This window comes from Bacillus sp. AR4-2, from assembly GCF_008274865.1.
Lineage (GTDB): Bacteria > Bacillota > Bacilli > Bacillales > Bacillaceae_G > Bacillus_A > Bacillus_A cereus.
Genome location: NZ_CP031062.1, coordinates 1,545,765 through 1,571,904 on the forward strand (window position 1 = coordinate 1,545,765; position 26,140 = coordinate 1,571,904).

Genomic DNA, 26,140 nt, shown 5'->3' on the forward strand with positions numbered 1-26,140 from the left:
CCTTTTTTATATTTTTTCGTAGAAGAATGTATCAAATCGCTGAAGATTGTAACGTTCGGGTGTTAAAATTTGTTCCGTACTACCAACAAATAGTACACCGCCTTTTCGTAAAGAACGACTAAATTTTTCGTAAAGTTTTACTCTTGCTTCTTCTGTGAAATATATCATTACATTGCGACAAATAATCAAATCATAATTTGTATCGAATGACTGCATTAAAAGGTCATGTTGTTTGAACGTAACGTTTTGTTTAATGTTTTGATGCAATGAATATAGATCATTCTCTTTTGTGAAATGACGTTCTTTCAAATCATTAGGTAATTCCTTCAGAGAACGTTCTGTATATTGACCGCGTTTTGCGGTTTCTAAAATATGAAAATCAAGATCTGTTGCTTGAATTTCAAAACGGAATGGAGCTAGATGCTTTGATAAAATTAAAGAGAGTGTATACGGTTCTTCACCAGCAGCGCAAGCGGCACTCCATACCTTTAATTTTCCGCTATTTTGTTCGAGTAATTTTGGTAGTGCTTTCGACTCTAAAGTTTGCCATCGTTCTTTATTTCTAAAAAACTCTGAAACGTTAATTGTAATATAGTCAATAAAATTTAAAAATAAATTTTGATCAGCACGTAATTTGTTTAAAAAATTAGTGTAGTTTTCAAAGCCTTTTCTCGAAATGAAAGCATCGATTCTACGGCGCATTCTATCTTGCTTATACGAAGCGATATCCATATTGAATTGTTGTTTAAAACTCGCGATAAAATGATCATAATCTTGTTCAATTATCATATTTACAATGGGCACAATAATGATATTGTGCCTCCCCCTTTACATCATACGAATTTTTTGTTCAAAGCTTTTTTTCATTTGCTTTTCATGTAATCCTGGTAAATCATAAATGACAGCATCAATACCTGCTTCTTTTGCAACATCGACAGGGATGACAGATGTATGTTTGTCCCCATTATAAAAACAGAGAACTAAATCAGTGTCTTCAATAATTTGTTTAACAAAAAACATATAATCTGATCGGTAAATGGAGTCAGAAGGATGATCAAAAGCAACATATTCGGCTCCGTGTTTTTTTAAGTAATCAACGACTTCTTGAAATTCATCTGTAATTGCTTGCAATGGTTGCAGCGTGTAAAGGCATAAATTTTGAGCGAGTCTTTCATTCTCAACGAAAAAACGAAGAACCTCATTTTCAATAGATTTATAACATAATATGTAAATTTTATGTTTGTGAGCATAGTCAGTTAAAAATTTTTTAATTTCTTCTTGATCTAATGCTGTTAATTGATTTGAACCACAAAGGAAAATATTCATAGAATTGTGCCACCTCATGCTAAATTGTAACATATCTTTTATAAAAAATAACTGCAAAATATTACTGTTCAGAGTATAATTATAAATAACTGGATTTTACGATTAAGTTTAGGAAGAAATAAAAAAATAAATAGGTGATATATATGCTACGTTCTATCTCGCATAATCCAATTTTATCGCATATACCGCCTGCTACTCAAATGCCGAAAGAAGCAAATGTCAGAACAGGACTTGCATTTTCGGATAATTTGCATGCAGATCCGAAAAAAGATAAATTACTAGAACAAATGGAAGCGTTTGTCGATAATATTGGAGAAATTAAAGAGAAAATTGAAATGGAATTAACGCTTGATAATGTAATGGAATACAAAAATACAGTAAAATCATTTTTGAATTTTTACGTTGATAATGTATTGCAGTATAAAGATGTCATGTCTCGTCACCCACGTTACGGATATTCACAGAAAATGACAATTGTGAAACAGGCAGAAATGGGATTGAATGAATTAGAAGATGTGATGAATTTAATTAACACGAAAACAGGACATTTAGAAATGTTAAATCAAATTGGAGAGATCCATGGTTTAATTGTGAATTTAGTCTTGTAAAAGGAAGGAAGCTATATGCACATACAATTATATGAAAAACTCGTTATTATTCAAAAAGCGTATGAAAATATTCAAGCGCTTGGAGAGCAAATATATGAGAATTTAAAAAATAAAAATGTAAATGCAGTTCAAAAGTTGCAAGTAGAGCAATTGCAGTACATTGATGGTTTAAAAGGGTTATCAAGCTCATTTGAAGAAATGGTTGTTCAGTTCTGTAAAGAACAAGGAGTTGAATCGTTTCGTGTAAGTGCGTTATTTTCGTATTTTTCTCAAGAAGAAATTGAAAAAATGAAAGAATTACAAAAAAACGTAACTGGATTAGAAGAGAATGTAAAAATGATTCTTTTGAAAAATCAATATTACTTAAACGTACTATTAAAAACTACAGAAAGTATTGTGGATTCTGTTTCTGAATATAATTTAGAGCGAAACAATAATTCGCAAATCTTTATGAACGAACTATTGTAAAGGAGAAGTGAAGCTTTATGAGATTATCTGATTATAATACACCGCTATCGGGCATGTTAGCGGCTCAAATGGGGTTACAAACAACGAAACAAAACTTGTCTAACATTCATACACCGGGTTATGTGCGTCAAATGGTGAATTACGGATCTGTTGGAGCAAGCAATGGTCACACGCCAGAACAGAGAATTGGTTACGGTGTACAAACGCTAGGTGTTGACCGTATTACTGATGAGGTAAAGACGAAGCAGTTTAATGATCAATTATCTCAACTCTCTTACTATAACTACATGAATTCGACTTTATCACGTGTAGAGTCTATGGTTGGAACGACAGGAAAGAATTCATTATCTAGTTTAATGGACGGTTTCTTTAATGCCTTTCGTGAAGTGGCAAAAAATCCAGAACAACCAAACTACTACGATACATTAATTTCTGAAACTGGGAAGTTCACAAGTCAAGTGAATCGTCTTGCGAAAAACTTAGATACAGTGGAAGCACAGACAGCAGAAGATATTGAGGCGCATGTTAATGAATTTAATCGTCTTGCTGCTAGTTTAGCAGAAGCGAATCATAAAATTGGACAAGCAGGTACACAAGTGCCGAATCAACTTTTAGACGAAAGAGATCGCATCGTTACAGAGATGTCTAAGTATGCAAACATCGAAGTATCTTATGAATCTATGAATCCTAATATCGCGAGTGTTAGAATGAATGGTATTTTAACAGTAAATGGACAAGATACATATCCACTTCAATTAAATAAAGAAAAAGACCCAATGTCAGTTGAGATTTACGGTTCAGAAATCTCTGTAACTAGCGGGGCGATAAAATCAGCGATTGATACGAAAGCGAAGATTGTTGATTATAAAAAAAATCTCGAAGACTTAATGAGTTCGATGAAAAATCAAGTGAATACAGTGATGGGAAAAGATTTCTTCGTTGGAGATTATGCGAAAGAGATGAAGTTAAATCCAGAATTCCAAAAAGATGTTTCGAAAATGAAAATGTCTGCTGAAACAGCAAATAAACTAGCAGCAGTTACAGATGACGATTATAAAGAAGGTCTTTCTTATAAACAAGCATTAGACCAATTTATAGTTCGTGTTGCATCTGATAAAAGTGCAGTAAATGGTTATCAAAAAATTCATGGCGACTTACTAGAAGGTATTCAACAAGAAAAAATGAGCGTTGAAGGTGTAAATATGGAAGAGGAAATGGTAAATTTAATGGCCTTCCAAAAATATTTCGTCGCAAACTCTAAAGCTATTACTACGATGAATGAAGTGTTTGATAGTCTATTTTCGATTATTCGATAAGTGATAATAATTGATTGGAAATATATAAGGAGGAGATAGAAATGAGAGTATCTACATTTCAAAATGCAAACTGGGCAAAGAATCAGTTAATGGATTTGAATGTGCAACAACAATACCATAGAAACCAAGTAACTTCAGGGAAGAAAAATCTTCTTATGAGTGAAGATCCACTTGCAGCGAGTAAATCATTTGCGATTCAACATTCATTGGCGAATATTGAACAAATGCAAAAAGATTTAGCTGACTCAAAAAATGTATTAACACAAACTGAGAATACTTTACAAGGTATTTTTAAATCTTTAACGAGAGCAGATCAATTAACGGTACAGGCATTAAATGAGCCAAATGGTGAAAAAGAATTGAAAGCCATCGGTGCAGAGATTGATCAAATTTTAAAACAAGTTGTATATTTAGCGAATACGAAAGAGCAAGGTCGTTATATTTTCGGTGGTGATAGTGCAGAAAAGTCACCATTTACAGAAGATGGTACGTACCAGGGCGGAAAAAATGATGTGAACTGGCAACTAAATGATGGTTATGAATTAAAAGCATTCCGTAATGGAGAAGCATTGTTATCCCCGGTAATAAAAACGTTAAAACAGATGAGCGAAGCGATGCAAAAAGGTGACCAAAAAGCGTTACAACCGTTATTAGGAGAAAACAAGAAAAACTTAGATGGCATCATTAACCGTACGACTGAAGTTGGTTCAACAATGAACACAATGGAGACGTTTAAAACAATTTTAAGTGAGCAAAACTTAGCGCTTCAAGAAAACCGTAAAGAAATTGAGGATGTTGATTTAGCGGTCGCAATTTCTGACTTGGCATATATAAATGCAACATATGAAGCGACGCTTAAAGCGGTTAGTACGATGAGTAAAACGAGTATTTTAGACTACATGTAATCTATAAGGAGTGAGAAAAATGGCAGGAACAACGATGACAGGTATTGGTGGTAGACAACAAATTTGGAACCTCGGAAATAATATGATCGATACTTCTAACTTCGTCGAATTAGAAATGAATGCTTTAGATATGAGAAAAACACCATATACGAAAGAAAAGAATGACCTTACAAATGATAAATTATTATATACAAGTTTAAAATCAGAATTTAGTTCTTTCACACAAACGTTTAAAAACTTAGCGGCTTTTAAAGGGAATGAGAAAAAAGTAACGACAACACAAGACGGTTATATTAATGTAAAAGCAGATGGTGGTGCGATTGCAGGAACTTTTAATATGACAATTACACAGCTCGCGCAACGTCATCAAATAGCTTCTAATGAAATTAAAGATATAAATGCGAAACTTCCTAAAGATGAAACATTAAAACTAGGCGATAAAGAACTAAAAGTAACAACTGATATGACATATAAAGATTTAATTAACAAAATTAATGATGGAGATTATGGTGTATCAGCTTATACACTTGGAAATAAAATTTTCATGACCTCTAAAAAAGAAGGGGCAATGAATGAAATTAAATTAGAAAAGACACCGCCTAATGTACTTACAGATTTGTTTTATACGAAAGTGGAAGGTACAGATGAGAATAATCAACCTACGACAGAAATGAAATTAAATACTATTAACGAAGCGCTAGATGCAAAATATAGTATTAATGGTGTTGAGGGAAAAAGTGATAGTAATACAATTGAAGCATTACCAGGTGTGAAAATTGAGCTATTGAAAGTAACGGAATCAAAGGTGGAAAATAAACCAGAAGATGGAACAGGTACAAATGCAGATCAAAAAGCAAAAGGTATAGATCTAAAATTTACAGTAAATGACTCAAACGTAACAGACGCATCGAATGTTATTAAAAAAATGGTAGCTGATTATAATAAAGCTGTTTCTACAGTAGATATCTTTGCTGGAAAAGGTGGAGCTTTCCAAGGTCAAGCTATTATGCAAAGTGTACGTCAGGCAATGAACAATGTCGTAACATTTTCTCAAGATGGTAATTATTTATTCACATTTGGTATTCAATTAAAGCAAGATGGAACGATGGAAGTTAATGATGAAAAATTAACACAAGCATTAAAAGAAAAACCCGATGCAGCGAAGCAATTTTTCTTTAGTTCTAACGGTTTAGGAAAAATGATGGAAGAACCGCTTGATAAACTATTCGGTGATAAAGGTGTAGTCGGCGAGAGAGTTAAAAACATTGATTCACGTGTAAGTGATTTAGATAAAAAGATTAAAGATATTGAGACGCAAAACTTGCAAAAGCAAGATGAAATCGTGAAGAAGTATCAAAAGCTAGAGAGTACATTGGCGGCGCTTGATAGCCAACTCAAAACAATTAAAGCAATGACAAAACAAAAAAGTGATGATTAATGAAAGTTGAGGAAGTGATCGTATGCAAGCATGGCAACGTTATATGCAAAATGATATTATGACGAGTAATCCGATTAAAAATACAATTTTTATTTATGAAAGATGTATTGTAGAGTTTCGTAATTTAGAAGAACTTTTACATACTTTTAAACTACAAGAAGGGGACGCACTTCTTGAAAAATTAGAACGTATTTTTGAAGAACTAAAGCTTCAATTAAATCCTGAAATTACGAAAGATTTATATGATAGTCTCTATGGTTTATATGATTGGATTAGCATTCAAATTCAAACGATGAAAGTAACGCGTGAAGCGAAAGATATTGATGCAATTGTGAAAGTGTTACAAGATTTAATAGACGGTTACCGCGGAGCACTTGAAAATGAACAATGATATTTATCGGACGTTTGTCAGCTGTTTTAATGAAATCGGTGAATTGCAAGTGTCAGACAGAGAGTTTGCTGAGAAGAGTGAGATGTTAAATCGCTGGATGATGACATTGGATGAAGAAACGCGTGCACAAGCTGCAGCAGAAGTAAGCCCGTTCATTATTAAGGCAGCACAGCATATTCGGGATAAGCAAAAGATTTTGGAAGAAATGATTATGACAAATGATGGGCGAATGAAGGCTAATTCATTTTACGGTAAATATTAATAATAACGTCTGGAAACAGGTTCCCCTTTTAAAAGGGGGTCTATTCCTTCGTTTACATAAAGAACCCGCTGATTGAGGTTTCATTTTATGACTGTGATGAAATAATAATTGTAATCTAAATAATAGAAAAATGGACTTTAGTTTATATATTGAAATGTTCTATAGATTACCGTGTGTATACAGTTTTTTGCATTCTTTTTTATATTTTTATATTTTTCTAAAGACAACAATGAAAAAATGGAATAAAATATGTAAGGGTACATAATAGTAAATATTTTAATAAATGCATATAAGAAAATAAATAATGAAGTGAAACTTCTATCAGTGGATCATTAAGTTAGAAAAGGAAGGGTGTGGAATATGCCAGATTTAGTGAGTGATGTAAGCCATTATATGAATTATTTAGTGACGAAACGAAATACGGTTTCTAGTAATATTGCAAATGCGAATACACCTGGCTATAAAGCACAAGATGTAACATTTGCTGAGCAGATGAATAAAAGTAGTGCATTATATAAAAACAATGCGGCTGATTTAAAGAGCAATCCAGATTTATATCAAACGAATGAAATGCACTTGCCGACAGTAAATACGAAAAATACATATGCAAAGATTCAAACAAAATCAATGCAAACGAATAAAGACGGAAATAGTGTGGATGTAACGACAGAAATGCTAGATTTAATGAAAGCAAATCAGTTATACGGTATTTCAATTAATGCAATTAATACACAATATGCAATTAACCAAGCGGCACGCGGACGTTAAAAGTAGAAGGAGAGACAACGGATGTTTCAGGCAATTAATGCAAGTGGCTCAGGGCTAACAACAGCGAGAAAGTGGATGGAAGTTACTTCTAACAATATTGTAAATGCAAATACGACGGCGGCTCCGGGGGCAGATTTATATGAGCGTCGTAGTGTGGTGCTAGAATCAAACAATAGTTTTGCAAGTATGCTAGATGGGGCTCCTACTAACGGAGTAAAAATAAAAAGTATTGAAGCAGACAAAACGGAAAATTTAGTGTATGATCCGACGCATCCGCACGCAAATGAAGAAGGATATGTACGTTATCCCAATATTGATGTAACTGCTGAAATGACGAATGTAATGGTTGCTCAAAAAATGTATGAAGCGAATACGAGTGTATTAAATGCGAATAAAAAAATGCTTGATAAAGATTTAGAAATCGGCCGAGGATAAGGGGGAAAATCGTAATATGAAAATTCAACCAATGTTACATACACAACCATTTGGAGCAATTCAGTCAATTGGTGCACCGAAAACTTCTCAAACATCTGTAGTTGAGGGGAAAAAGTTTATTGATTTATTGGAAGATATGAATCAAACGCAAAACAATGCACAAACAGCAGTATATGATTTACTAACTAAAGGGGTAGGAGAAACACATGACGTTTTAATTCAGCAAAAGAAAGCTGAGTCTCAAATGAAAACGGCTGCTCTCGTACGTGATAATCTTATTGAAAATTATAAGTCACTAATTAATATGCAAATTTAGGAAAGTGGACGGGTGTGTTTAAATGGAAAAGATGAAAAATGTTATCCAATCGTTAAAAACGTGGCATAAGTTAGTAATCGGTGCTGCGCTTTTAGCGATTGTAACAGGAGCGCTTTTATACTTCACCTTGCCAGATAAATATGTTGTTGTATATCAAAATTTAAATGATGCAGATAAACAAGAGATTACAGCAGAATTATCGAAGTTAGGTGTCGATTACCAATTAGCGGCCGATGGTTCAATTCGTGTGCAAAAGAATGATGCTCCATGGGTTCGAAAAGAAATGAATGGGATGGGCTTACCGTTTAATTCGAAAAGCGGTGAAGAAATTTTATTAGAAAGCTCTCTCGGTTCAAGTGAACAAGATAAAAAAATGAAGCAAATTGTCGGTACGAAGAAGCAATTGGAACAAGATATTGTAAGAAACTTTGCGACAGTTGAAACGGCAAATGTTCAAATTACATTGCCTGAAAAAGAGACAATTTTTGATGAAGAAAAAGCGAAAGGAACAGCGGCGATTACGGTTGGAGTGAAACGTGGACAATTGTTAACGGCTGATCAAGTTGCAGGTATACAGCAAATGATTAGTGCAGCGGTTCCTGGTGTGAAAGCAGAAGAAGTAAGTGTTATTGATAGTAAAAAAGGTGTTATCTCAAAAGGAGCAGATGAAGCACATTCTAGTAGTTCCTCTTCTTATGAGAAAGAAGTAGAGATGCAGCACCAACTTGAAGGTAAATTAAAGCAAGATATTGATGCAACGTTAATGACGATGTTTAAACCGAATGAATATAAAGTGAATACGAAAGTATCTGTAAACTACGATGAAGTTACACGTCAGTCAGAGAAGTATGGTGATAAAGGTGTACTTCGTAGTAAACAAGAGCAAGAAGAAAGCTCTACTGCGCAAGAAGGGGCAGATACGAAGCAAGGTGCTGGTATTACAGCGAACGGTGAAGTGCCAAACTACGGTACGAACAATAATCAAAATGGTAAAGTTGTCTACGATAATAAAAATGGCAACAAAATCGAAAACTATGAAATAGATAAAACAGTTGAAACAATTAAGAAACACCCAGAATTAACGAAAACAAATGTTGTTGTATGGGTAGATAATGATACGTTAGTAAAACGAAGAATTGATATGACTACTTTCAAAGAAGCAATTGGAACAGCGGCAGGACTTCAAGCTGATCCGAACGGTAACTTTATAAATGGTCAAGTTAACGTTGTAACTGTTCAGTTCGATCAGCCGAAAGCTGAAAAAGAGAAAGAGCCAGAAAAAAGTGGTATGAACTGGTGGTTATTCGGTGGAATTACAGCTGGCTTATTAGCAATCGGTGGTCTAGTATGGTTCTTATTAGCAAGACGTAAGAGAAAGAAAGAAGAAGAGGAATATGAAGAATACTTAGCAGAAGATGAAATTGCTGCAAGTAATGAAAGTATCTTGGAAATTCCTGAAGAAAAAATAGTGCCAGAGCCAAAACCTGAACCAGAAGAACCGAAAGAACCAACGTTAGATGAACAAGTGCAGGATGCTACGAAAGAACATGTAGAAGGTACTGCAAAAGTAATTAAAAAATGGTTAAACGGACAGTAAGGGAGGAACAACGATGTTAGATGAAATCTCCTCCAAAGAAAAAGCTGCCATCCTCATTCGTACATTAGACGAAGGGGTGGCAGCAAAAGTCATTGAATATATGACAGCTGAGGAAAAAGAAGTATTACTTCGTGAAATTGCGAAGTTTCGTGTATATAAACCAGAAACGTTAGAGAATGTACTAGGAGAGTTCTTATATGAACTAAATGTAAAAGAATTGAACTTAGTCACTCCAGATAAAGAGTATATTCGTCGTATATTTAAAAACATGCCAGAAGACGAACTGGAAAAATTATTGGAAGACCTTTGGTATAACAAAGATAATCCATTTGAATTCTTAAATTCACTTACAGATTTAGAACCACTTCTTACAGTGCTTAATGATGAGTCACCACAAACAATTGCAATTATCGCTTCTTATATTAAACCGCAACTTGCGTCTCAATTAATTGAGAGATTGCCAGATCATAAGCGAGTAGAAACGGTAATGGGTATTGCGAAACTAGAACAAGTTGATGGTGAATTAATTAATCAAATTGGTGAGTTGTTAAAAACGAAATTAAATAATATGGCATTTAGTGCAATTAATAAAACTGATGGCTTGAAAACAATCGTAAACATTTTAAATAATGTTTCACGAGGTGTTGAAAAAACAGTCTTTCAAAAACTGGATGAAGTCGATTATGAGTTATCTGAGAAAATTAAAGAAAATATGTTTGTCTTTGAAGACTTACTTGGTCTTGAAGATCTTGCGCTTCGCCGTGTATTAGAAGAAATTACAGATAACGGTGTTCTTGCGAAAGCACTTAAAATTGCAAAAGAAGAAATTAAAGAGAAATTATTTACATGTATGTCTTCAAACCGTAAAGAGATGATTCTAGAAGAATTAGATGGCTTAGGACCGCTTAAGATGACGGATGCTGAAAAAGCGCAGCAAACGATCACTGGTACAGTGAAAAAGCTAGAGAAAGAAGGAAGAATTATCGTTCAAAGAGGTGAAGAGGATGTCCTTATTTAAAAACAGAATTCCGAAGAATTCTGTTTCTTTTTCTGAAGAAACGTATGAATTACAATTTCCAAAACCAGCTTCAGTCCAAATAGAAGAGGAAGAATTACAAGCAGATCATGCAGAGCTTCGCGCCCAGCAAGAATCATTACATATGGAAATGAATCAGCTAAGGCAAGAGCAGCAAATGCTAGAACGAGAGCGTCAGCAGTTATTACAAGATAAAGAACAATTTCAAATGCATATTCATGAACAAATGGAACAGATGGAAGCAGCGCGTGTGCAGTTTCAAAAAGAACAACAAGAAATAGCATATGAATGGACAGAGTTATTATGGGATCAATCATTTCATTTAGCAGAAAAAATCGTGAATCAAGCGGTAGATTCACGATTGCTTGATGTGCTACCTATTTTAACTGGCATCGTGCAAACATTGCCAACTTCGTTTGAAAAATTAATCATTACAGTACATCCAGAAACGTTTGAACGTATTCAAGAAGAGAAGGAGAATACGAAAGAATATTGGTTACTACAATTAGTAGAATGGAAATATGATTTCTCCCTGCAGTTTGGTGAATTTGTTCTGGAAGAAGAGAAAGAGTTCTTTGAATTTAAATTTGCACCTATATTTGCGAAACTTCGTCAGAAATGGGAAGAAGAGAAGTTATTTGAGGAGCAAAATGTATGAGCCGCCTGTTAATGAATGAGAACGAAAAATGGAATAAGTTCATTGAAACACCGCTGTATACGAAAGTAGGCAAAGTTCATAGTGTACAAGAACAGTTTTTCGTAGCAAAAGGGCCGAAAGCGAAGATCGGAGATGTTTGCTTCGTTGGAGAACATAACGTCTTATGTGAAGTGATTGCCATTGAAAAAGAAAATAATATGCTACTTCCATTTGAACAGACAGAAAAAGTATGTTATGGAGATTCAGTGACACTAGTTTCAGAAGATGTTGTTGTACCACGTGGTAATCACTTGCTGGGAAAAGTGTTAAGTGCAAATGGTAAAGTGTTAAATGAGGAAGCTGAAAACATTCCATTACAGAAAATAAAACTAGATGCACCGCCTATACATGCATTTGAACGTGAAGAGATTACCGATGTATTTGAAACAGGAATAAAATCAATTGATTCTATGCTAACAATTGGTATCGGTCAAAAGATTGGTATTTTTGCTGGGTCAGGTGTTGGTAAATCAACTTTACTTGGAATGATAGCAAAAAATGCAAAAGCTGATATAAACGTTATTAGTTTAGTAGGAGAACGTGGCCGGGAAGTAAAAGACTTTATTCGAAAAGAGTTAGGCGAGGAAGGGATGCGAAAAAGCGTCGTTGTTGCAGCGACGTCAGATGAAAGTCACCTTATGCAACTTCGTGCAGCGAAACTCGCAACGTCTATTGCTGAATACTTCCGTGATCAAGGCAATAACGTATTACTTATGATGGACTCTGTTACTCGTTTTGCCGATGCACGAAGAAGTGTTGATATTGCTGTTAAAGAGTTACCGATTGGTGGTAAAACACTGTTAATGGAAAGTTATATGAAGAAGTTGTTAGAGCGGTCTGGAAAAACACAAAAGGGATCTATAACAGGTATTTATACGGTACTTGTTGATGGGGATGATTTAAATGGTCCTGTACCAGATTTAGCACGTGGTATTTTAGATGGACATATCGTATTAAAGCGTGAGCTTGCAACGCTTAGTCATTATCCTGCAATTTCAGTATTAGATTCAGTAAGTAGGATTATGGAAGAAATCGTTTCACCACATCATTGGCAACTTGCAAATGAAATGAGAAAGATTTTATCAATTTATAAAGAAAATGAATTGTATTTTAAGTTAGGAACGATTCAAGAAAATGAAGAAAATGCTTATATTTTTGAATGTAAAAATAAAGTAGAAGGCATAAATACATTTTTAAAGCAAGGCCGATCGGATAGTTTCCCATTTGATGATATCGTTGAAGCGATACACCATATAGTATAAGGCCTCTGCCCAAGAGGTCTTATTTTTTTGTTTTTTAATATTTCACAGATTTTTTTGGAAAAAAACTATATAATAGAAAAAGAGAACGTTATAATAGGAAGGGGCTATGAAAACAGGTGGATAAACAGCAGTACGACACAATAAAATTGCAAATAAATCAAGAAAAAGAGCATATTTTAAAAGAAGTGTATGAATTAACAGCTGAAAAAAGAAAAATAGAACAAAAAAAAGAATATGATTTATATGTTGTGAAATCGCGTAGTAAAGTCGTACAAACTGGGCAACGTATTATGGCTGGCATGCTTTCTTCACATACGTTTTCACCTGAAAGAATAGAAGAATGGAATCGAAAAATTAAAAAAACAGAAGGTTTTATTCAAAAAAATGAAAGCCTTTTAGAGCAAGTAAAAGAAAAAGAACGTGTCATTGATGAGATGTATCAAGAAGATTGCAGAAAGCTTGCGAAAGCACAAGAAAAGCTGGAAGAAAAAATGCTTCTGGATTTGAAAATGTGTATGAATGGATGAGGTGAATGTAGTGATACAGTCTGTATTACCGGTGCAACAAAGTTTACCTCCGCAAAAAGAAAAAGGGCTAGAAGTACAATCGAAAAATGAAGATTCTTCATTCGATCGTACGATGAGAATCGAAAATAAAAAGCAGCCGAAAACGGAGAAAACGAAACGAGAAGAAGCACCAAAAGAAGAGAAAAAAGAATATAACCTTTCTAAACCATCGGTAACGAAAGAAGAACCAATTGTAAAGAAAGAAGAAAAAAAAGAGACAGAACAGTTGTTATTAGCTGTATCTGAGCAAATGGTTGCAATTGAGCAATTACGTGTGCAGCCGGAATTGTTATATCAATACATACAAAAAATACAAGAGCTATATAAAGAATATGGCAATATTAAACTTAATGAATTACCTGCAGCTGAATTACAACAATTACAAGAACTTCTTTCAAATATGAATATCAAAAATGCTATATGTTTAGAAGATACAATGCAAATGGTATTAGACAAAATGAAGATGCCAGAGCAAACGATGCAAGCATTGAAGGTTGTAGAAACAGAAACTTGTAATATTGCAAAGGAACAAGAAGAGTCTAAAGAGGTAGATCTTCCGAAACTTGAGAGCGATGATGCAAAGGTAGAGTTGCCAGAAGTTGATGCATTAAACGATTCGAGCTCTGCAGGTGCAGAATTATTAAATAAAACGACGAGTACCGAACAAGTAGGGAAATCAAATAGTGGTGCTGAGAAAGTTTCATTACCTGACTTAGGAAAGAAAATGGAAGCGCAAGTAGAAGCGCTGCAAAAATTTGTAGTGAAACAAGAACGTGTTTTATTCCAGTTAAATCCAGAAAAACTTGGTACATTAACAGTGTTTATGAAAAAACACGGAGATCAAATTGACGTTCACGTAGAAATGGAAAAACACGATGCGAAAAAACGTGTTGAAATCATTTTTGATGAATTGAGATTAAAGTTAAAAGAAAAAGAAATCAATATTCAAATTAGCTATTCAGATAAAGATGAAAATCGTAAAGAACAGCGAGAACAAGAGCAAAGGCAAAAACAAAAATTAGCAAATACAAATCATGAAAAACAACAATCAACAGAATTTGCGGGATTATTGGAGGAATAAAGCGTGCCAACAGTTGGATTAAATACAACGAGTACAAATCATATTCCGTTACAAGCAGGAGCGCAAAAAAGTAATGTACCTGTTAATGGTGTACAATCGCCAGTGCAACAAAGTAATGGAGTTTCGGCAGGAGCGCAAAAGACTCCTGGGGTAATGGGGAAAGATGATTTCCTAAAATTATTTTTATCAAGTTTCCAACATCAAGATCCATTTAATGCGATGGATATGAATCAAATGATGAATCAGACAGCGCAGCTATCTCTTATGGAACAAGTACAGAATATGACGAAAGCAGTAGATAAGCTGCAATCAACGATGTATTCAACAGCACTTGATGGTGGAATGAAGTTTTTAGGGAAATACGTAAGAGGTGTTGACGGCGAAGGAAACAAAGTAACTGGTCAAGTAGAGACAGTTCGCCTTGCAGAAAATAACGATGTGCAGCTCGTTATTAATAATAAAGTTGTATCTCTTCGTTTCGTTGAGAGAGTGTCTGATAAACCGATTGGAGAAACGAATCCAGAAGACGCAAAGAAAGACGATCAAAAAGTAACTGAAGAAGTAAAAACTACAAATTCATAAGGAGTGTCCATACGTTATGATTAAAGCGTTATATACAAGTATTACAGGAATGAATGCAACACAAAATGCATTAAGTGTAACTTCAAATAATATTGCCAATGCACAAACAGTAGGTTATAAAAAACAAAAAGCAATGTTTGATGATTTACTATATAACAATTCGATTGGTGCAAAAGGTGACGGTAAATACGCCGGAACAAATCCGAAAAGTATTGGTAACGGTGTGAAAATGAGTGGTACGGTTACGGATTATAGTGATGGTACAATTACGTTAACAGGTGGTAAAACACAAGCGGCAATGGAAGGTAATGGTTTCTTCGTTGTAGGTGATTCAAAAGGCGGAAATATGGAATTTACTCGTAAAGGTACGTTTGGGATATCTTCAGATTACTATATTACGAATACTGAAGGTCAATACGTATTTGCATACCCTGCAAATGAGGCAACTGGTGAAGTTGATTTATCTGGAATTCCAGGACCGTTGCAAATTCCAATGGGAACAGCAATTGGTGGTATTCGAACATCGAAAGGGACAATTAAAGGGAATATTCCAACTGGTGAAAAACAAATTACACAAGATTTACCTGTATATGATAATGCGGGGAATACATGGACAATGCGTGTAGAGTTTAAACAAACGAGTGAACATAACTATACATATAAAGTACAAATGCGTAATGACTCGAAAAAAGAAACAGAGTTTAAGGATGTTCCAGGTGCAGGTGGTAATATGACATTTGATGCTGTCGGAAATCCAAATCCGAAAGAGCAAGGAGCCAATATTCCATTTGACGGTGGCTCTATAAGATTAGACTTAAGTCATTTAACAAATCATCCAACAGATAAAACATTATCAGTAACAGACGTAGATGGTAGAGCAGCAGCGACGGTTAAAGATTGCTTCATTGCTGACGGTGGATATGTGATGGTAAAATATTCTGATGGAAGTATGAAATCTGCAGGCCAATTAGCTGTTGCGATGTTCCCGAACGAAGGTGGACTAATGAAAACAGGTAATGGTAACTATACAGCGACGAATACAACAGGTATTTTAGCTCTTGGTACATCTGGTCAAAACGGTGCAGGTAAAGTACGCGGGGGTGCACAAGAAGGTGCTAACGTAGATTTATCTGTAGAATTCGTAGACTTAATGTTATACCAACGCGGATTCCAAGGAAATGCGAAAGTAATTAAAGTTTCAGATGAAGTATTAAATGAAGTTGTAAACTTAATTCGATAATATATCGCATGGAAAAAATGTAATGGAGTAGAAAGGGTTTTTTATTCGTATGACAAGACAAGAGCGAATTTTACAATTGCCTTTTTTCGAAAATAAACGTGAACTTGCCGAGCAAGTATTAAAAATAGAACGAGAAGAGCATGTATATTTACCAGATCAATTTGAAATTAAGCAAGTGCCTCCGTATTCATTTGGTGAAAAACAAGCAATCATTGGCCGTATCCATGAGTTTTATTTCATAAGTGTTGGTAGCGATACTGTTTGGAAGTATCAACTGTTTAAGGATGAGATGAAGTGTCGTGAGTTTTTTGTTATGTTGCCAAATATTACGGATCAGCAGATAGCGTTTTGGTTTAATAACATAGAGTTATTGAAAGGTTCTTAAAAGCACTTTTTAGGTTTTGAGAGAGGACCTGGCGATGTTTTGGAGCGGTTAGTGCCTAATAGAGTCCCGACCGATGTGTAAGACCAGAGATATGTAGCGTTACTAGAGTAGTGTGGTAGTGTAAGAAGTGGTAATATAAAATAGTTTTAAGTTAATTTAAGGTAGTTGTATATACAATTAGACTGAATTTCTATAAAAGGAGAGGTGAGGAGGATGGCGCAAAATAAGTATCGCGTTACATTCATTTCGCCGAGTGAGGTTGAGCAGCGGACTGTAATGGCGGCGAATAGTTTGCCAGATTTAATTCGTAAAGTAGAAAGTATTATCGCAGATCCAAACGGTTATTTTGTGAATGATAAAAAAAATAATTGTTATTTTAAAGTGATTAAAGAAAATGTTACGTTTATTCAATATGAGTTACTATTTTCGGATAAGGAAATTCATATTGAAAAATTAAAACATATAGCACCGGTAGTATTAAAGCGATTATTCGAAAAAATAAATGACCCGGAATTATATGCACTTGCGCTACTTGATGTTGATATAGCAACGAAAGAATATGTGCTAGCAGAAATGAATTCTGAACTGAGAATAAGAGTAGAGACAGAGCTTTCGAAAAAATGGGAAGCAATGCCGACGGAAATTGTAGGTGCACAAGAAGTTTTATTAGAGGCACTTGCTTCGTTTATACAAGATTAATTGTTTTTTTATAAAATGAATCGTTCGACTATCTATATTTTTTATATAGGTAGTTGACTTTTTCTCTTTTATAAAGCTTAATAATTAGATATACGGAATTAATGGAAGGGGAGCGACACCTTTATGTCACAAGCACAAAGTATTTTATTAGAAAGCGGAACAAATGAATTAGAGATTGTTACGTACACTGTTGGTGAAAACCTATTTAGTATTAATGTAATGAAAGTACGTGAAATCATTAATCCATTCCCTGTTACAACTGTGCCAGAATCTCATCATGCAGTTGAAGGTGTTGTTCAAGTACGTGGTGAAATTTTACCTGTTATTAACTTAGCGATGGCTCTTAATTTAAAGTCAACAAAGCCACTTGATCAAACGAAATTTATCATCTCAGAATTAAACCAAATGAAAGTTATTTTCCGCGTTGATGAAGTGCATCGTATTCAACGTATTTCATGGGAACAAATTGATGAACCAGCTTCATTATCTATGGGACTAGAAGAAACGACATCTGGTATTGTAAAACTAGATGGAAAAATCATCTTACTATTAGATTATGAAAAAATTGTATGTGAAATTAGCGGCACTGGTTATGACAATAAATCAATTGCAGGATTAGAACAAAAAACAGATCGAGCTGAAAAAGTAATTTACATTGCAGAAGATTCAGCGATGCTTCGCCAAATATTAGAAGAAACATTATCATCAGCTGGATATACAAAAATGAACTTCTTCAGCAATGGTGCAGAAGCGTTAGCGCAAATTGAAAAATTAGCGAAAGAGCAAGGCGAAAAAATGTTTGAGCATATTCACTTGCTAATTACGGATATTGAAATGCCAAAAATGGATGGACATCATTTAACGAAAGTGGTTAAGGATAGTGAAGTAATGAATCGTTTACCAGTCATTATTTTCTCTTCATTAATTACAAATGAATTATTCCATAAAGGTGAAGCTGTAGGAGCAAATGCTCAAGTAAGTAAGCCGGATATTCAAGAGCTAATTGGTTTAGTTGATAAGTTAGTGCTTTAAAAGCTTGTATTTAGCCGAAATAGAAGCTCTAGCCAAGTGTTGAGCGGTTAGTGCTTAATAGAGCCCTATGCGATTGAGACCAGAGATATGAAGTAGAAGAGCTGGTGTATAACATTTTTCTATTTGGTAGGAATAGAGGAACTACATATGTAAGGAAGTTTTCAGTGCTTAATAGAGTCTTATGTGATGTGGGTTCAGAGGTATGAAGTAGTTTTAAGTAAGAAGAAGTGAGACTTCGATTGAGGGTTTGAAGACTGGGTTTATAACTCTATTCTGTTAGAGAGAGGAAGGAATTAGCCAATGCTACATATGGCTAATTCCTTTTTATTTTTAGTATTCTATACTTTAAGCTGGTAGAAAAATGAAAGGTTTCTGGGGTGTTTGGTGCTGTATGTATGGAAATTCTTCATTTGAAGATTTTTGATTTGAAAATATAAGAGAATGTATTTTCGATGGTTATTTTAGTAATATTTCGTGGTAACGCAAATTTTTTCGGTGAAAAAATATTCAAAATACCATATAATATAATTAAATGTAATTAATATGCAATTTTACATATTAATAAAAAAACATTTTCCAAATTTTTATACTTTCTATACATTTTTTGTATGTTAATTATTTGACAGATAATTTCGAACTGTTATAATATGGATATGTAAAAATTGCTATTTTCTTAAAAGACATGGAAGTCAGATGAGAATTGTGAAAGGATGAGGGGGAGTGGCACAGATTATGTATCACCACACAGCAATTAATGTATTAGGTCTTTTACAAAACATGTCAAATAATAAAATGAACGATATGCAACTAGAAGCGGAATTTAAAAAAATAGAAAAAGAATTCCAAGTAAAGTATGAAGAGTTAGTTGATTTACATAATAGAATGGTATTATTTCAAATAGATATAGAAAAAAATGGCGGGATGCGAGCATATGAAAAATCAGCAATTACATGGCTGAAGTCTGAACTAGAGCTACTGTATGAAGTGTATCAATTTTGTCAACGTCACGGTTTAAACATTTTAAATATTTCAAAATACGTAAGTAAAAATGAACTAAATCTTTTTCCAAAAACAGAAAGTCAATTGCAAAATACGTATTACAAATTAAAAAAACGTGAAATACCGTTTGAAAATATTGAAAAACAAAAACCAGGACGAAAGCGAAAATATATACCAGTAAAAGAGACAATCGTTGCAAGAAAACAAGAAAACGAGTACGAATTAAAAGAAGAAATCCAGCATAAAGAGGATGAAAAAAATCTTGTAACAGTTATATCTGGTATTGTTGATAACTTTGAAACAATTAATCAATGTAGTGAAAGGAAAGAAGACGAACTACATCAGTTTATGGAAGGTATTTATAAGCTTTCTAGCATGGCAGCAGGGCGTTCTAGAGAAGCAAAGAACACACGTAGTCTAGAAGATGAATTGCAGTCGTTACAACTAGAAAATGAAAGGCTAAAACGAGAGAAAGAAGAGCTTGTACAAGATATTAAAGGTATGACGCAGCTTTTAATTCATTTCATTACAAGTTCTGATATCGATCAAATTCGTAAATTACCAACTTTCGTACAAGATTGTAAAATGGAATTACATAAACTTGGGCTATATAATGCACAAGACGGAAAAATGAAAATAATGGTTGACCGTAGCGGACAAGTTATGACGGTAACACAGTAATAAAATTTGGGTACAAAATAAAAGGGAGATACATAGTTTATATGTATTTCCCTTTTGTTTTGTATGGAATCGTTCCAAAGATGGAAGATTAATTTTTATGATTGTAGTAGTTTAGAGACCATTTGCGGAATTTGGTTCGCTTGTGAAACCATACTAAGTGCAACTTCAGTCAATAATTTGAACTTTAAAAAATCACTCATCTCCTGCGCCATGTCTGCATCTTCAATTAGAGATGCAGCATCTGTTAACGCCATACTTTGATTATTTAAATTTTCAATATTAAACTGTAAACGATTTATCATTGCACCAAGGTCGGCACCATGAAGTGACACACTTTGCAAAGCATCTTCAATTTTAAGAATCGCCTCTCTTGCTTCTTGTTCTTTTGAAATCTTGATGTCATGTTGTGTAGGGGAAGGGGGAATATGTTTCATCATATTTATTGTATGACCGATATCGTCTAATGTAATAGGGCGGTTTTGACCGTCAAATACGGATAAATCATTAAACTCAGTCGTCTCGCCAATATAGCCAATTTTTTCTGTTAAAGACTGAAACTCTTTATTCAGCAAATGACGGTTTTTATTTGAATTTGTACCATTTGAGGATTGAACGGCTAAATCACGCATACGCTGTAAAATATTTGTCACAGTTTGAAGGGCAGCTTCGGCCGTGCGAAGCATCGATATTGCATCCTCATTATTACGAATCGCCACGCGCATACCACTTGCTCGCGTGTGCATACGAGTCACAATTGCAATATTAGCGGGATTATCCGAAGCGTTGTTCAACTTCTTACCAGTCGCCAAATGCTCCATCGCCACATTCATATGCTTCTCATTCTCATACAACGACTGCCTAGCATTCATACTTAAAACATTCGTACCAATACGCATAATAGACACCCCTTATAGATTGATATAGTTAGTGTTCTAAAGTTAATAAAAGGTCATGAAAAGATAAAAAGGCTTATGCTTATTTGCTATTTGTGTTTTAGCATAAGAGGGGATCAAGATAAGCACTAACCGCTTCTATGCACCGCAGATGCTCTCTTCCACATAAAAAGAAAAAAAGAAAGCTTTTATAAATAATCTATCTATATAGAAAAAATAAACCTCTCTGCAAGCAGAGAGGTTTATTCAGGAAACTAACTCAAATGGCTTATTGTAATAATTTAGAAACCATTTGTGGAGTTTGGTTTGCTTGAGAAAGCATGCTGATACCAGCTTCGTTCAAGATTTTGAACTTAGTCATCTCAGACATTTCTTTCGCCATGTCAGCGTCTTCGATTTGAGAAGCAGCTGAAGCCATAGAAGAAGATTGGCTCTTTAGGTTGTTTACGTTAAAGTCAAGACGGTTTAATGTAGCACCTAGAGTTGCACGATTAGATGCAATGTTTTCTAGTGCAGAGTCAATTGCAGCGACAGCAGCATTAGGGTTAGCAATATTTACTTTTGTTTTATCAAACGCAGCGCCTAAAGCTTTAGCAGCAGTAGCTTTAGCAGTATCTGTATCAGCAGCATCATTGTAATCTTTTAACTTGTCAGTAATAGCTTTAGCATCTTCTGCAGACATAGATCCTTTAACTTTATCGAACTCCTTCATAACAGCATCAACTTCTGTTTGGATAGCAGCTTTGTCAGTAGTAGTTGTTGTTTTAAGTGCATTAAATTTGTCAGCAACAGCATCAACTGTTTTTTGTGCTGCGCCACCAATTGTTAGTTTATCAATTTTTAATGAATCTGTAGAAACATTTGCTAATTTAATATCAATTTTCTTACCTTCATCAGCGTTATCTAATGTTTGAATTGCAATAGTTTCATTAGAACCATCTAATAATTTTTTATCATTGAATTCAGTGTTTGTAGAGATGTAGTTGATTTGCTCTTTTAGTGCTCCGAACTCTTTATCTAGAGCTGCTTGGTTCTCAGATGTATTTGTACCATTTGCAGATTGGTTTGCAAGGTCACGCATACGAAGTAAGATGTTAGATACTGAGTTCATTGCTGAATCAGCTGTACGGATTAATGAAATACCGTCTTGCGTGTTGTTAGCTGCTACTCCTAATCCGCTTTCACGAGCACGCATACGAGTTGCGATTGCAAGACCTGCTGCATCGTCAGAAGCGTTGTTGATACGTTTACCGCTTGATAAACGGTCCATAGCGTTGCTCATTTTAGCTTGGTTTTGGCGCATGTACTCTTGAGTACGCATGCTGTTAATGTTTGTATTAATTCTCATGTTAAGAAACCCCCATTTTTTTATATTGACTTTTCTGCAAATTGAAAAACGGTAATATGCGAAAAAATCAATTTCGAGATTTATTGTAATCCCTGTCATAGCGGGTGTCAACTAAAAATTCGAATTAATAAATATAAAAAAATAACAGTTTAACAATATATTCATTTTTTTATTACATAATTATTAAAAGGATTATTGCAAACTTTAAAAAAAAACTCTAATATTAGATTATCTTTGTTTACCGAAAAGGTGATATTATGATAGTTGGAAATATAGTAAAAGAAGTGCTTGCATATAAGAAAGGGCAAATTCAGCAAAAGCTAAGTAGTCCACAAGCATTTGTTAGTAGTCGTTTTCAAGAGAAGTTGCAGAGTGAACCTGCGAAGGAGACGAAGGCTACTACGCAGCCGGCAAAAGTAGAAGATATGAGTCAGCCGGTACAATCTACGAAAATAGAAGCGGTTGTTAATAAACCGGCAGAAACTATTAATAAAGTAGAGGAAGCGAGTAAGCTTGAAGAAAAGGCTGAAACGAAGAAAGCAGATGAAGTGCAAGTTGCGCAAAAAGAGTTTGAACGACGTTTCCCAGAAACGAAAAATGAGGCCGCAGATACGTGGGAATTAACGAAGAAGTATAATATTCAAAAAATACGTTCTTCCAATGAAGGCAAGTATGAGGATATTATTGATCGAGTAAGTCGTACATATGGAATTCCCAAAACGTTAATTCAAAAAATGATTGAAGTAGAGTCTAATTTTAATCCGAAAACGGTGTCACATGCCGGTGCGATGGGACTTATGCAGCTTATGCCAGCAAATGTGAAGGAGATGGGTGTGAAGAATCCCTTTTCACCAGCTGAAAGTATTGAAGGTGGCGTGAAAGAGTTAAGCGATTATTTAAAGAAAAATAACGGCGACTTAGTATTGGCACTTGCTTCTTATAATGCTGGCCCTGGGAATGTGAGAAAGTACGGAGGCGTACCGCCATTTAAAGAAACGCAAGGATATATTAAAAAAATATTAAATATCGACGTTTCAAAATAAGAAGTTTCATATATAGAGAGAACATGAAATTTTCGTGAACATGATATGGGAGTTGGCTAGATTTGAAATTACAAGATGATATTCCGTTAACAATTTATTTTGAAATCGGAAATACGAAAAAGAAAATTGAAGATCTGCTTCATATTACGAAAGGTACATTGTATCGTCTTGAAAATTCAACGAAAAATACGGTGCGTCTTATGCTTGAGAATGAAGAGATTGGAACCGGAAAGATTTTGACGAAGAATGGGAAGATGTACGTTGAAATCGTTGAATTGAAAAGGTAGGGAAGGGGATTGTCATGAGTGGCGAAAAATTAAGCCAAGAGCAAATTGATGCCCTGCTGAAGGCGGTAAATGAAGGCGAGGAAATGCCAGCTTTCGCACAAGAAGCAGGAAAGCAAGAGAAATTTCAAGAGTATGATTTTAATAGACCAGAGAAGTTCGGTGTTGAGCATTTACGTAGTTTGCAAGCGATTGCTTCTACGTTTGGAAAACAGACGTCACAGACGTTATCAGCGCGTATGCGTATTCCAATTGAACTAGAGCCTTCAACAGTTGAGCAAGTTCCATTTACGAGTGAGTATGTGGAGAAAATGCCGAAAGATTATTATTTATATTGCGTAATTGATCTCGGTTTACCAGAGCTTGGAGAAATTGTTATTGAGATTGATTTAGCATTTGTTATTTATATTCATGAATGTTGGCTTGGCGGAGATAGTAAGCGTAACTTTACGATGCGCAGACCGTTAACAGCATTTGAGTTTTTAACGCTTGATAATATATTCTTGCTTCTTTGTAAAAATTTAGAGCAATCATTTGAAAGTGTTGTTGCGATTGAACCGAAATTTGTAACGACGGAAACAGATCCGAATGCATTAAAGATTACGACAGCGAGTGATATCATTTCATTACTTAACGTAAATATGAAAACAGATTTTTGGAATACGACGGTGCGTATCGGAATTCCATTCTTATCTGTTGAAGAAATTATGGATAAGTTAACGTCTGAAAATATTGTCGAACATTCTTCAGACAAGCGTAAAAAGTATACGTCTGAAGTGGAAATGAAAGTAAATCAAGTGTACAAACCTGTTCACGTTGCAATTGGTGAGCAGAAAATGACAATGAGTGAGATTGAACAAATTGAAGAAGGCGATATTATTCCGCTTCATACGAAAGTTTCGGATGAATTACTTGGTTATGTAGATGGAAAGCATAAATTTAATTGTTTTATTGGAAAAGATGGAACGCGTAAGGCGCTCCTATTTAAAAGTTTTGTAGAGTAGGAGGATCCATATGAAGCATGAAGTATCTCCCGTGTCATTAATGGGATTAGAAGATTTTGCAGGAAAGCGAAATGAAGCAGGTAAAGCACATATTGATACTGTTTCAGATATTTCGATTGAACTTGGTGTAAAGCTTGGAAAGTCATCTATTACACTTGGTGATGTAAAGCAGTTAAAAGTTGGCGATGTTCTTGAAGTAGAGAAAAACTTAGGACATAAAGTAGATGTGTATTTAAGTAATATGAAAGTCGGCATCGGTGAAGCAATCGTAATGGACGAGAAATTCGGTATTATCATTTCTGAAATTGAAGCTGATAAGAAACAAGCGGCGCTTATGAAAGCGCAAAGTCAAATGCAAGATAAAGAGTAGAGGAGGAGTCATATGTCGTATATGACGACCTTATTTCAAGTCGTTTTACTGTTTGGTGCGCTCGGCTACGGTGCATATTATATGACGAAAAAGACGCGCAAACAGCAGTTTTTTAAGCAGGGTGAAAATGGCCATATACAAGTAAAAGACGGCGTTTATTTAAATCATCAAACGAGTGCCTTTTTATTTGAAGTGGACGGAAAGCAAGTGTTCACTGTTATTAGTAATAACGGTGTGCAGTCTGTGCAATTAACCGGAACAGGAAATCAGTTTCAACAAGCACTAGAAGACGCGGTGAAGAGTGAAACGAAAAAAGTAGAGGATCCATCATGAGAATAAAGAAACAGTTATCATTATTAGTCGTTATTTTCGTATTTTCTATCGTTTTTTCAATTATTTTTGTAAATCCAGCGTATGCAGCCCCGAACGGTTTTATTAATTTCGAAAATGGAAAAGAGTTTACGAGTAATTCAAGTGTACAACTATTTGCGCTCGTTACCCTTTTATCATTATCTTCTTCTATCGTTCTATTATTTACACATTTTACTTATTTTATGATCGTTCTAGGGATTACACGCCAAGGACTTGGGGTAATGAATTTACCACCAAACCAAGTGCTTGTTGGACTTGCATTATTTTTATCACTCTTTACGATGCAGCCTGTACTCGGGCAACTGAAGAGTGATGTGTGGGATCCGATGACGAAAGAGAAAATAACAGTAAGTCAAGCTGCGGAAACGACAGCTCCTATTATGAAAGAATATATGTCAAAGCATACGTATAAGCATGATTTAAAAATGATGCTGAAAGTACGCGGAGAAGAGTTGCCGAAAGATTTGAAAGATCTTTCACTATTTACGCTCGTACCATCCTTTACGTTAACGCAAATTCAAAAAGGTTTACTGACAGGGATGTTCATTTATTTAGCGTTTGTATTTATAGATTTGATTATTAGTACACTTTTAATGTACCTCGGGATGATGATGGTACCGCCGATGATTTTAAGTTTACCGTTTAAAATACTCGTTTTCGTATATTTAGGTGGATATACAAAAATCGTCGACATTATGTTTAAAACGGTCGCCTGAAGCGTTTGATGCTATGTGAT

32 protein-coding genes are annotated in these 26,140 nt (G+C 34.7%); 28 read left to right on the forward strand and 4 right to left on the reverse strand.

Annotated features, from left to right (window positions below; all coding sequences use genetic code 11):
- Positions 1 to 6: 6 nt before the first annotated feature.
- The gene (cheR, locus tag DN399_RS08080) at positions 7 to 789 is read right to left on the reverse strand and encodes a protein-glutamate O-methyltransferase CheR (RefSeq protein ID WP_044783890.1); all 783 of its coding nucleotides are present in this window, start codon (positions 787 to 789) and stop codon (positions 7 to 9) included.
- A 39-nt stretch (positions 790 to 828) separates the two neighbouring features.
- A complete protein-coding gene (locus tag DN399_RS08085; RefSeq protein ID WP_001020110.1) occupies positions 829 to 1,326 on the reverse strand; it encodes a flagellar motor switch protein FliG in 498 nt (165 codons plus the stop codon).
- Positions 1,327 to 1,469: 143 nt separating this feature from the next.
- On the opposite strand from DN399_RS08085, the gene DN399_RS08090 reads away from it, so the two are divergent.
- The 22 genes from DN399_RS08090 (at position 1,470) to DN399_RS08195 (ending at position 20,090) form a co-directional block, all read left to right on the forward strand.
- Positions 1,470 to 1,934 (forward strand): YaaR family protein, encoded by a 465-nt coding sequence (locus DN399_RS08090; RefSeq protein ID WP_000946323.1) that lies wholly within the window; start codon positions 1,470 to 1,472, stop codon positions 1,932 to 1,934.
- 15 nt (positions 1,935 to 1,949) lie between these two features.
- The gene (locus DN399_RS08095; RefSeq protein ID WP_149149454.1) at positions 1,950 to 2,402 is read left to right on the forward strand and encodes a hypothetical protein; all 453 of its coding nucleotides are present in this window, start codon (positions 1,950 to 1,952) and stop codon (positions 2,400 to 2,402) included.
- Positions 2,403 to 2,419: 17 nt separating this feature from the next.
- Positions 2,420 to 3,718: a flagellar hook-associated protein FlgK gene (flgK, locus tag DN399_RS08100; protein WP_001239711.1), complete on the forward strand. Its 1,299-nt coding sequence runs from the start codon at positions 2,420 to 2,422 to the stop codon at positions 3,716 to 3,718.
- Positions 3,719 to 3,759: 41 nt separating this feature from the next.
- Positions 3,760 to 4,623, forward strand: coding sequence for a flagellar hook-associated protein 3 (locus tag DN399_RS08105; RefSeq protein WP_001266403.1), 864 nt, complete (start codon positions 3,760 to 3,762; stop codon positions 4,621 to 4,623).
- 19 nt (positions 4,624 to 4,642) lie between these two features.
- Positions 4,643 to 6,061, forward strand: coding sequence for a flagellar hook-associated protein 2 (locus DN399_RS08110; RefSeq protein ID WP_149149455.1), 1,419 nt, complete (start codon positions 4,643 to 4,645; stop codon positions 6,059 to 6,061).
- Between the two features lie 22 nt (positions 6,062 to 6,083).
- Positions 6,084 to 6,452, forward strand: a complete 369-nt coding sequence (locus DN399_RS08115; protein WP_001149516.1) for a flagellar export chaperone FliS — start codon at positions 6,084 to 6,086, stop codon at positions 6,450 to 6,452.
- Entirely contained in the window at positions 6,442 to 6,714 is a 273-nt protein-coding gene (locus DN399_RS08120) for a flagellar biosynthesis protein FlgG (protein WP_149149456.1), read from the forward strand. The genes DN399_RS08115 and DN399_RS08120 overlap by 11 nt, the downstream gene beginning before the upstream one ends.
- Before the next feature lie 360 nt (positions 6,715 to 7,074).
- Positions 7,075 to 7,482: a flagellar basal body rod protein FlgB gene (gene flgB, locus DN399_RS08125; RefSeq protein ID WP_001113108.1), complete on the forward strand. Its 408-nt coding sequence runs from the start codon at positions 7,075 to 7,077 to the stop codon at positions 7,480 to 7,482.
- A 21-nt stretch (positions 7,483 to 7,503) separates the two neighbouring features.
- Positions 7,504 to 7,917: a flagellar basal body rod protein FlgC gene (flgC, locus tag DN399_RS08130; RefSeq protein ID WP_000484680.1), complete on the forward strand. Its 414-nt coding sequence runs from the start codon at positions 7,504 to 7,506 to the stop codon at positions 7,915 to 7,917.
- Positions 7,918 to 7,933: 16 nt separating this feature from the next.
- Positions 7,934 to 8,233 carry a flagellar hook-basal body complex protein FliE gene (gene fliE / locus DN399_RS08135; RefSeq protein WP_000701672.1) on the forward strand — a complete coding sequence of 100 codons (300 nt, stop codon included), beginning with the start codon at positions 7,934 to 7,936 and terminating at the stop codon, positions 8,231 to 8,233.
- 22 nt (positions 8,234 to 8,255) lie between these two features.
- A complete protein-coding gene (locus tag DN399_RS08140; protein WP_000413931.1) occupies positions 8,256 to 9,830 on the forward strand; it encodes a flagellar M-ring protein FliF C-terminal domain-containing protein in 1,575 nt (524 codons plus the stop codon).
- Between the two features lie 13 nt (positions 9,831 to 9,843).
- A complete protein-coding gene (gene fliG / locus DN399_RS08145; RefSeq protein WP_000883356.1) occupies positions 9,844 to 10,848 on the forward strand; it encodes a flagellar motor switch protein FliG in 1,005 nt (334 codons plus the stop codon).
- Positions 10,835 to 11,524 carry a FliH/SctL family protein gene (locus DN399_RS08150; RefSeq protein WP_000051695.1) on the forward strand — a complete coding sequence of 230 codons (690 nt, stop codon included), beginning with the start codon at positions 10,835 to 10,837 and terminating at the stop codon, positions 11,522 to 11,524. Before fliG ends, DN399_RS08150 begins: the two co-directional genes overlap by 14 nt.
- Positions 11,521 to 12,825 carry a flagellar protein export ATPase FliI gene (locus DN399_RS08155; protein WP_149149457.1) on the forward strand — a complete coding sequence of 435 codons (1,305 nt, stop codon included), beginning with the start codon at positions 11,521 to 11,523 and terminating at the stop codon, positions 12,823 to 12,825. Before DN399_RS08150 ends, DN399_RS08155 begins: the two co-directional genes overlap by 4 nt.
- Before the next feature lie 116 nt (positions 12,826 to 12,941).
- The gene (locus DN399_RS08160; RefSeq protein ID WP_000360859.1) at positions 12,942 to 13,352 is read left to right on the forward strand and encodes a hypothetical protein; all 411 of its coding nucleotides are present in this window, start codon (positions 12,942 to 12,944) and stop codon (positions 13,350 to 13,352) included.
- A gap of 10 nt (positions 13,353 to 13,362) precedes the next feature.
- A complete protein-coding gene (locus DN399_RS08165; RefSeq protein WP_149149458.1) occupies positions 13,363 to 14,472 on the forward strand; it encodes a flagellar hook-length control protein FliK in 1,110 nt (369 codons plus the stop codon).
- Positions 14,473 to 14,475: 3 nt separating this feature from the next.
- Positions 14,476 to 15,054 carry a flagellar hook assembly protein FlgD gene (locus tag DN399_RS08170; RefSeq protein WP_001143463.1) on the forward strand — a complete coding sequence of 193 codons (579 nt, stop codon included), beginning with the start codon at positions 14,476 to 14,478 and terminating at the stop codon, positions 15,052 to 15,054.
- Positions 15,055 to 15,070: 16 nt separating this feature from the next.
- The gene (locus DN399_RS08175; protein WP_149149459.1) at positions 15,071 to 16,294 is read left to right on the forward strand and encodes a flagellar hook protein FlgE; all 1,224 of its coding nucleotides are present in this window, start codon (positions 15,071 to 15,073) and stop codon (positions 16,292 to 16,294) included.
- A 49-nt stretch (positions 16,295 to 16,343) separates the two neighbouring features.
- Entirely contained in the window at positions 16,344 to 16,679 is a 336-nt protein-coding gene (locus tag DN399_RS08180) for a DUF3964 family protein (RefSeq protein WP_000198169.1), read from the forward strand.
- A gap of 213 nt (positions 16,680 to 16,892) precedes the next feature.
- On the forward strand, positions 16,893 to 17,378 hold the full coding sequence (locus DN399_RS08185) for a hypothetical protein (RefSeq protein WP_000068301.1): 486 nt from the start codon (positions 16,893 to 16,895) through the stop codon (positions 17,376 to 17,378).
- Between the two features lie 123 nt (positions 17,379 to 17,501).
- The gene (locus DN399_RS08190) at positions 17,502 to 18,410 is read left to right on the forward strand and encodes a chemotaxis protein (protein WP_000075943.1); all 909 of its coding nucleotides are present in this window, start codon (positions 17,502 to 17,504) and stop codon (positions 18,408 to 18,410) included.
- A 732-nt stretch (positions 18,411 to 19,142) separates the two neighbouring features.
- Complete coding sequence (locus DN399_RS08195) at positions 19,143 to 20,090, forward strand: DNA-binding domain-containing protein (RefSeq protein ID WP_025967100.1); 948 nt, start codon at positions 19,143 to 19,145, stop codon at positions 20,088 to 20,090.
- 95 nt (positions 20,091 to 20,185) lie between these two features.
- Here DN399_RS08195 and DN399_RS08200 read toward each other — a convergent pair whose 3' ends face one another.
- Both DN399_RS08200 and DN399_RS08205 read right to left on the reverse strand, forming a co-directional pair.
- Positions 20,186 to 20,986 carry a flagellin N-terminal helical domain-containing protein gene (locus DN399_RS08200; protein ID WP_149149460.1) on the reverse strand — a complete coding sequence of 267 codons (801 nt, stop codon included), beginning with the start codon at positions 20,984 to 20,986 and terminating at the stop codon, positions 20,186 to 20,188.
- Between the two features lie 265 nt (positions 20,987 to 21,251).
- Positions 21,252 to 22,331, reverse strand: a complete 1,080-nt coding sequence (locus DN399_RS08205) for a flagellin N-terminal helical domain-containing protein (RefSeq protein WP_149149461.1) — start codon at positions 22,329 to 22,331, stop codon at positions 21,252 to 21,254.
- Between the two features lie 257 nt (positions 22,332 to 22,588).
- Between DN399_RS08205 and DN399_RS08210 the strand changes: the two genes are divergently transcribed.
- The 6 genes from DN399_RS08210 (at position 22,589) to DN399_RS08235 (ending at position 26,120) form a co-directional block, all read left to right on the forward strand.
- Positions 22,589 to 23,374 carry a lytic transglycosylase domain-containing protein gene (locus DN399_RS08210; protein WP_149149462.1) on the forward strand — a complete coding sequence of 262 codons (786 nt, stop codon included), beginning with the start codon at positions 22,589 to 22,591 and terminating at the stop codon, positions 23,372 to 23,374.
- A 62-nt stretch (positions 23,375 to 23,436) separates the two neighbouring features.
- A complete protein-coding gene (locus tag DN399_RS08215; RefSeq protein ID WP_000775712.1) occupies positions 23,437 to 23,661 on the forward strand; it encodes a flagellar motor switch protein FliN in 225 nt (74 codons plus the stop codon).
- Between the two features lie 14 nt (positions 23,662 to 23,675).
- On the forward strand, positions 23,676 to 24,662 hold the full coding sequence (gene fliM / locus DN399_RS08220) for a flagellar motor switch protein FliM (RefSeq protein ID WP_000012356.1): 987 nt from the start codon (positions 23,676 to 23,678) through the stop codon (positions 24,660 to 24,662).
- A 10-nt stretch (positions 24,663 to 24,672) separates the two neighbouring features.
- Positions 24,673 to 25,032 (forward strand): flagellar motor switch protein FliN, encoded by a 360-nt coding sequence (fliN, locus tag DN399_RS08225; RefSeq protein ID WP_000680010.1) that lies wholly within the window; start codon positions 24,673 to 24,675, stop codon positions 25,030 to 25,032.
- A 12-nt stretch (positions 25,033 to 25,044) separates the two neighbouring features.
- Positions 25,045 to 25,365 carry a hypothetical protein gene (locus DN399_RS08230; protein ID WP_000121176.1) on the forward strand — a complete coding sequence of 107 codons (321 nt, stop codon included), beginning with the start codon at positions 25,045 to 25,047 and terminating at the stop codon, positions 25,363 to 25,365.
- On the forward strand, positions 25,362 to 26,120 hold the full coding sequence (locus DN399_RS08235; protein WP_071714490.1) for a flagellar type III secretion system pore protein FliP: 759 nt from the start codon (positions 25,362 to 25,364) through the stop codon (positions 26,118 to 26,120). Before DN399_RS08230 ends, DN399_RS08235 begins: the two co-directional genes overlap by 4 nt.
- Positions 26,121 to 26,140 lie beyond the last annotated feature (20 nt).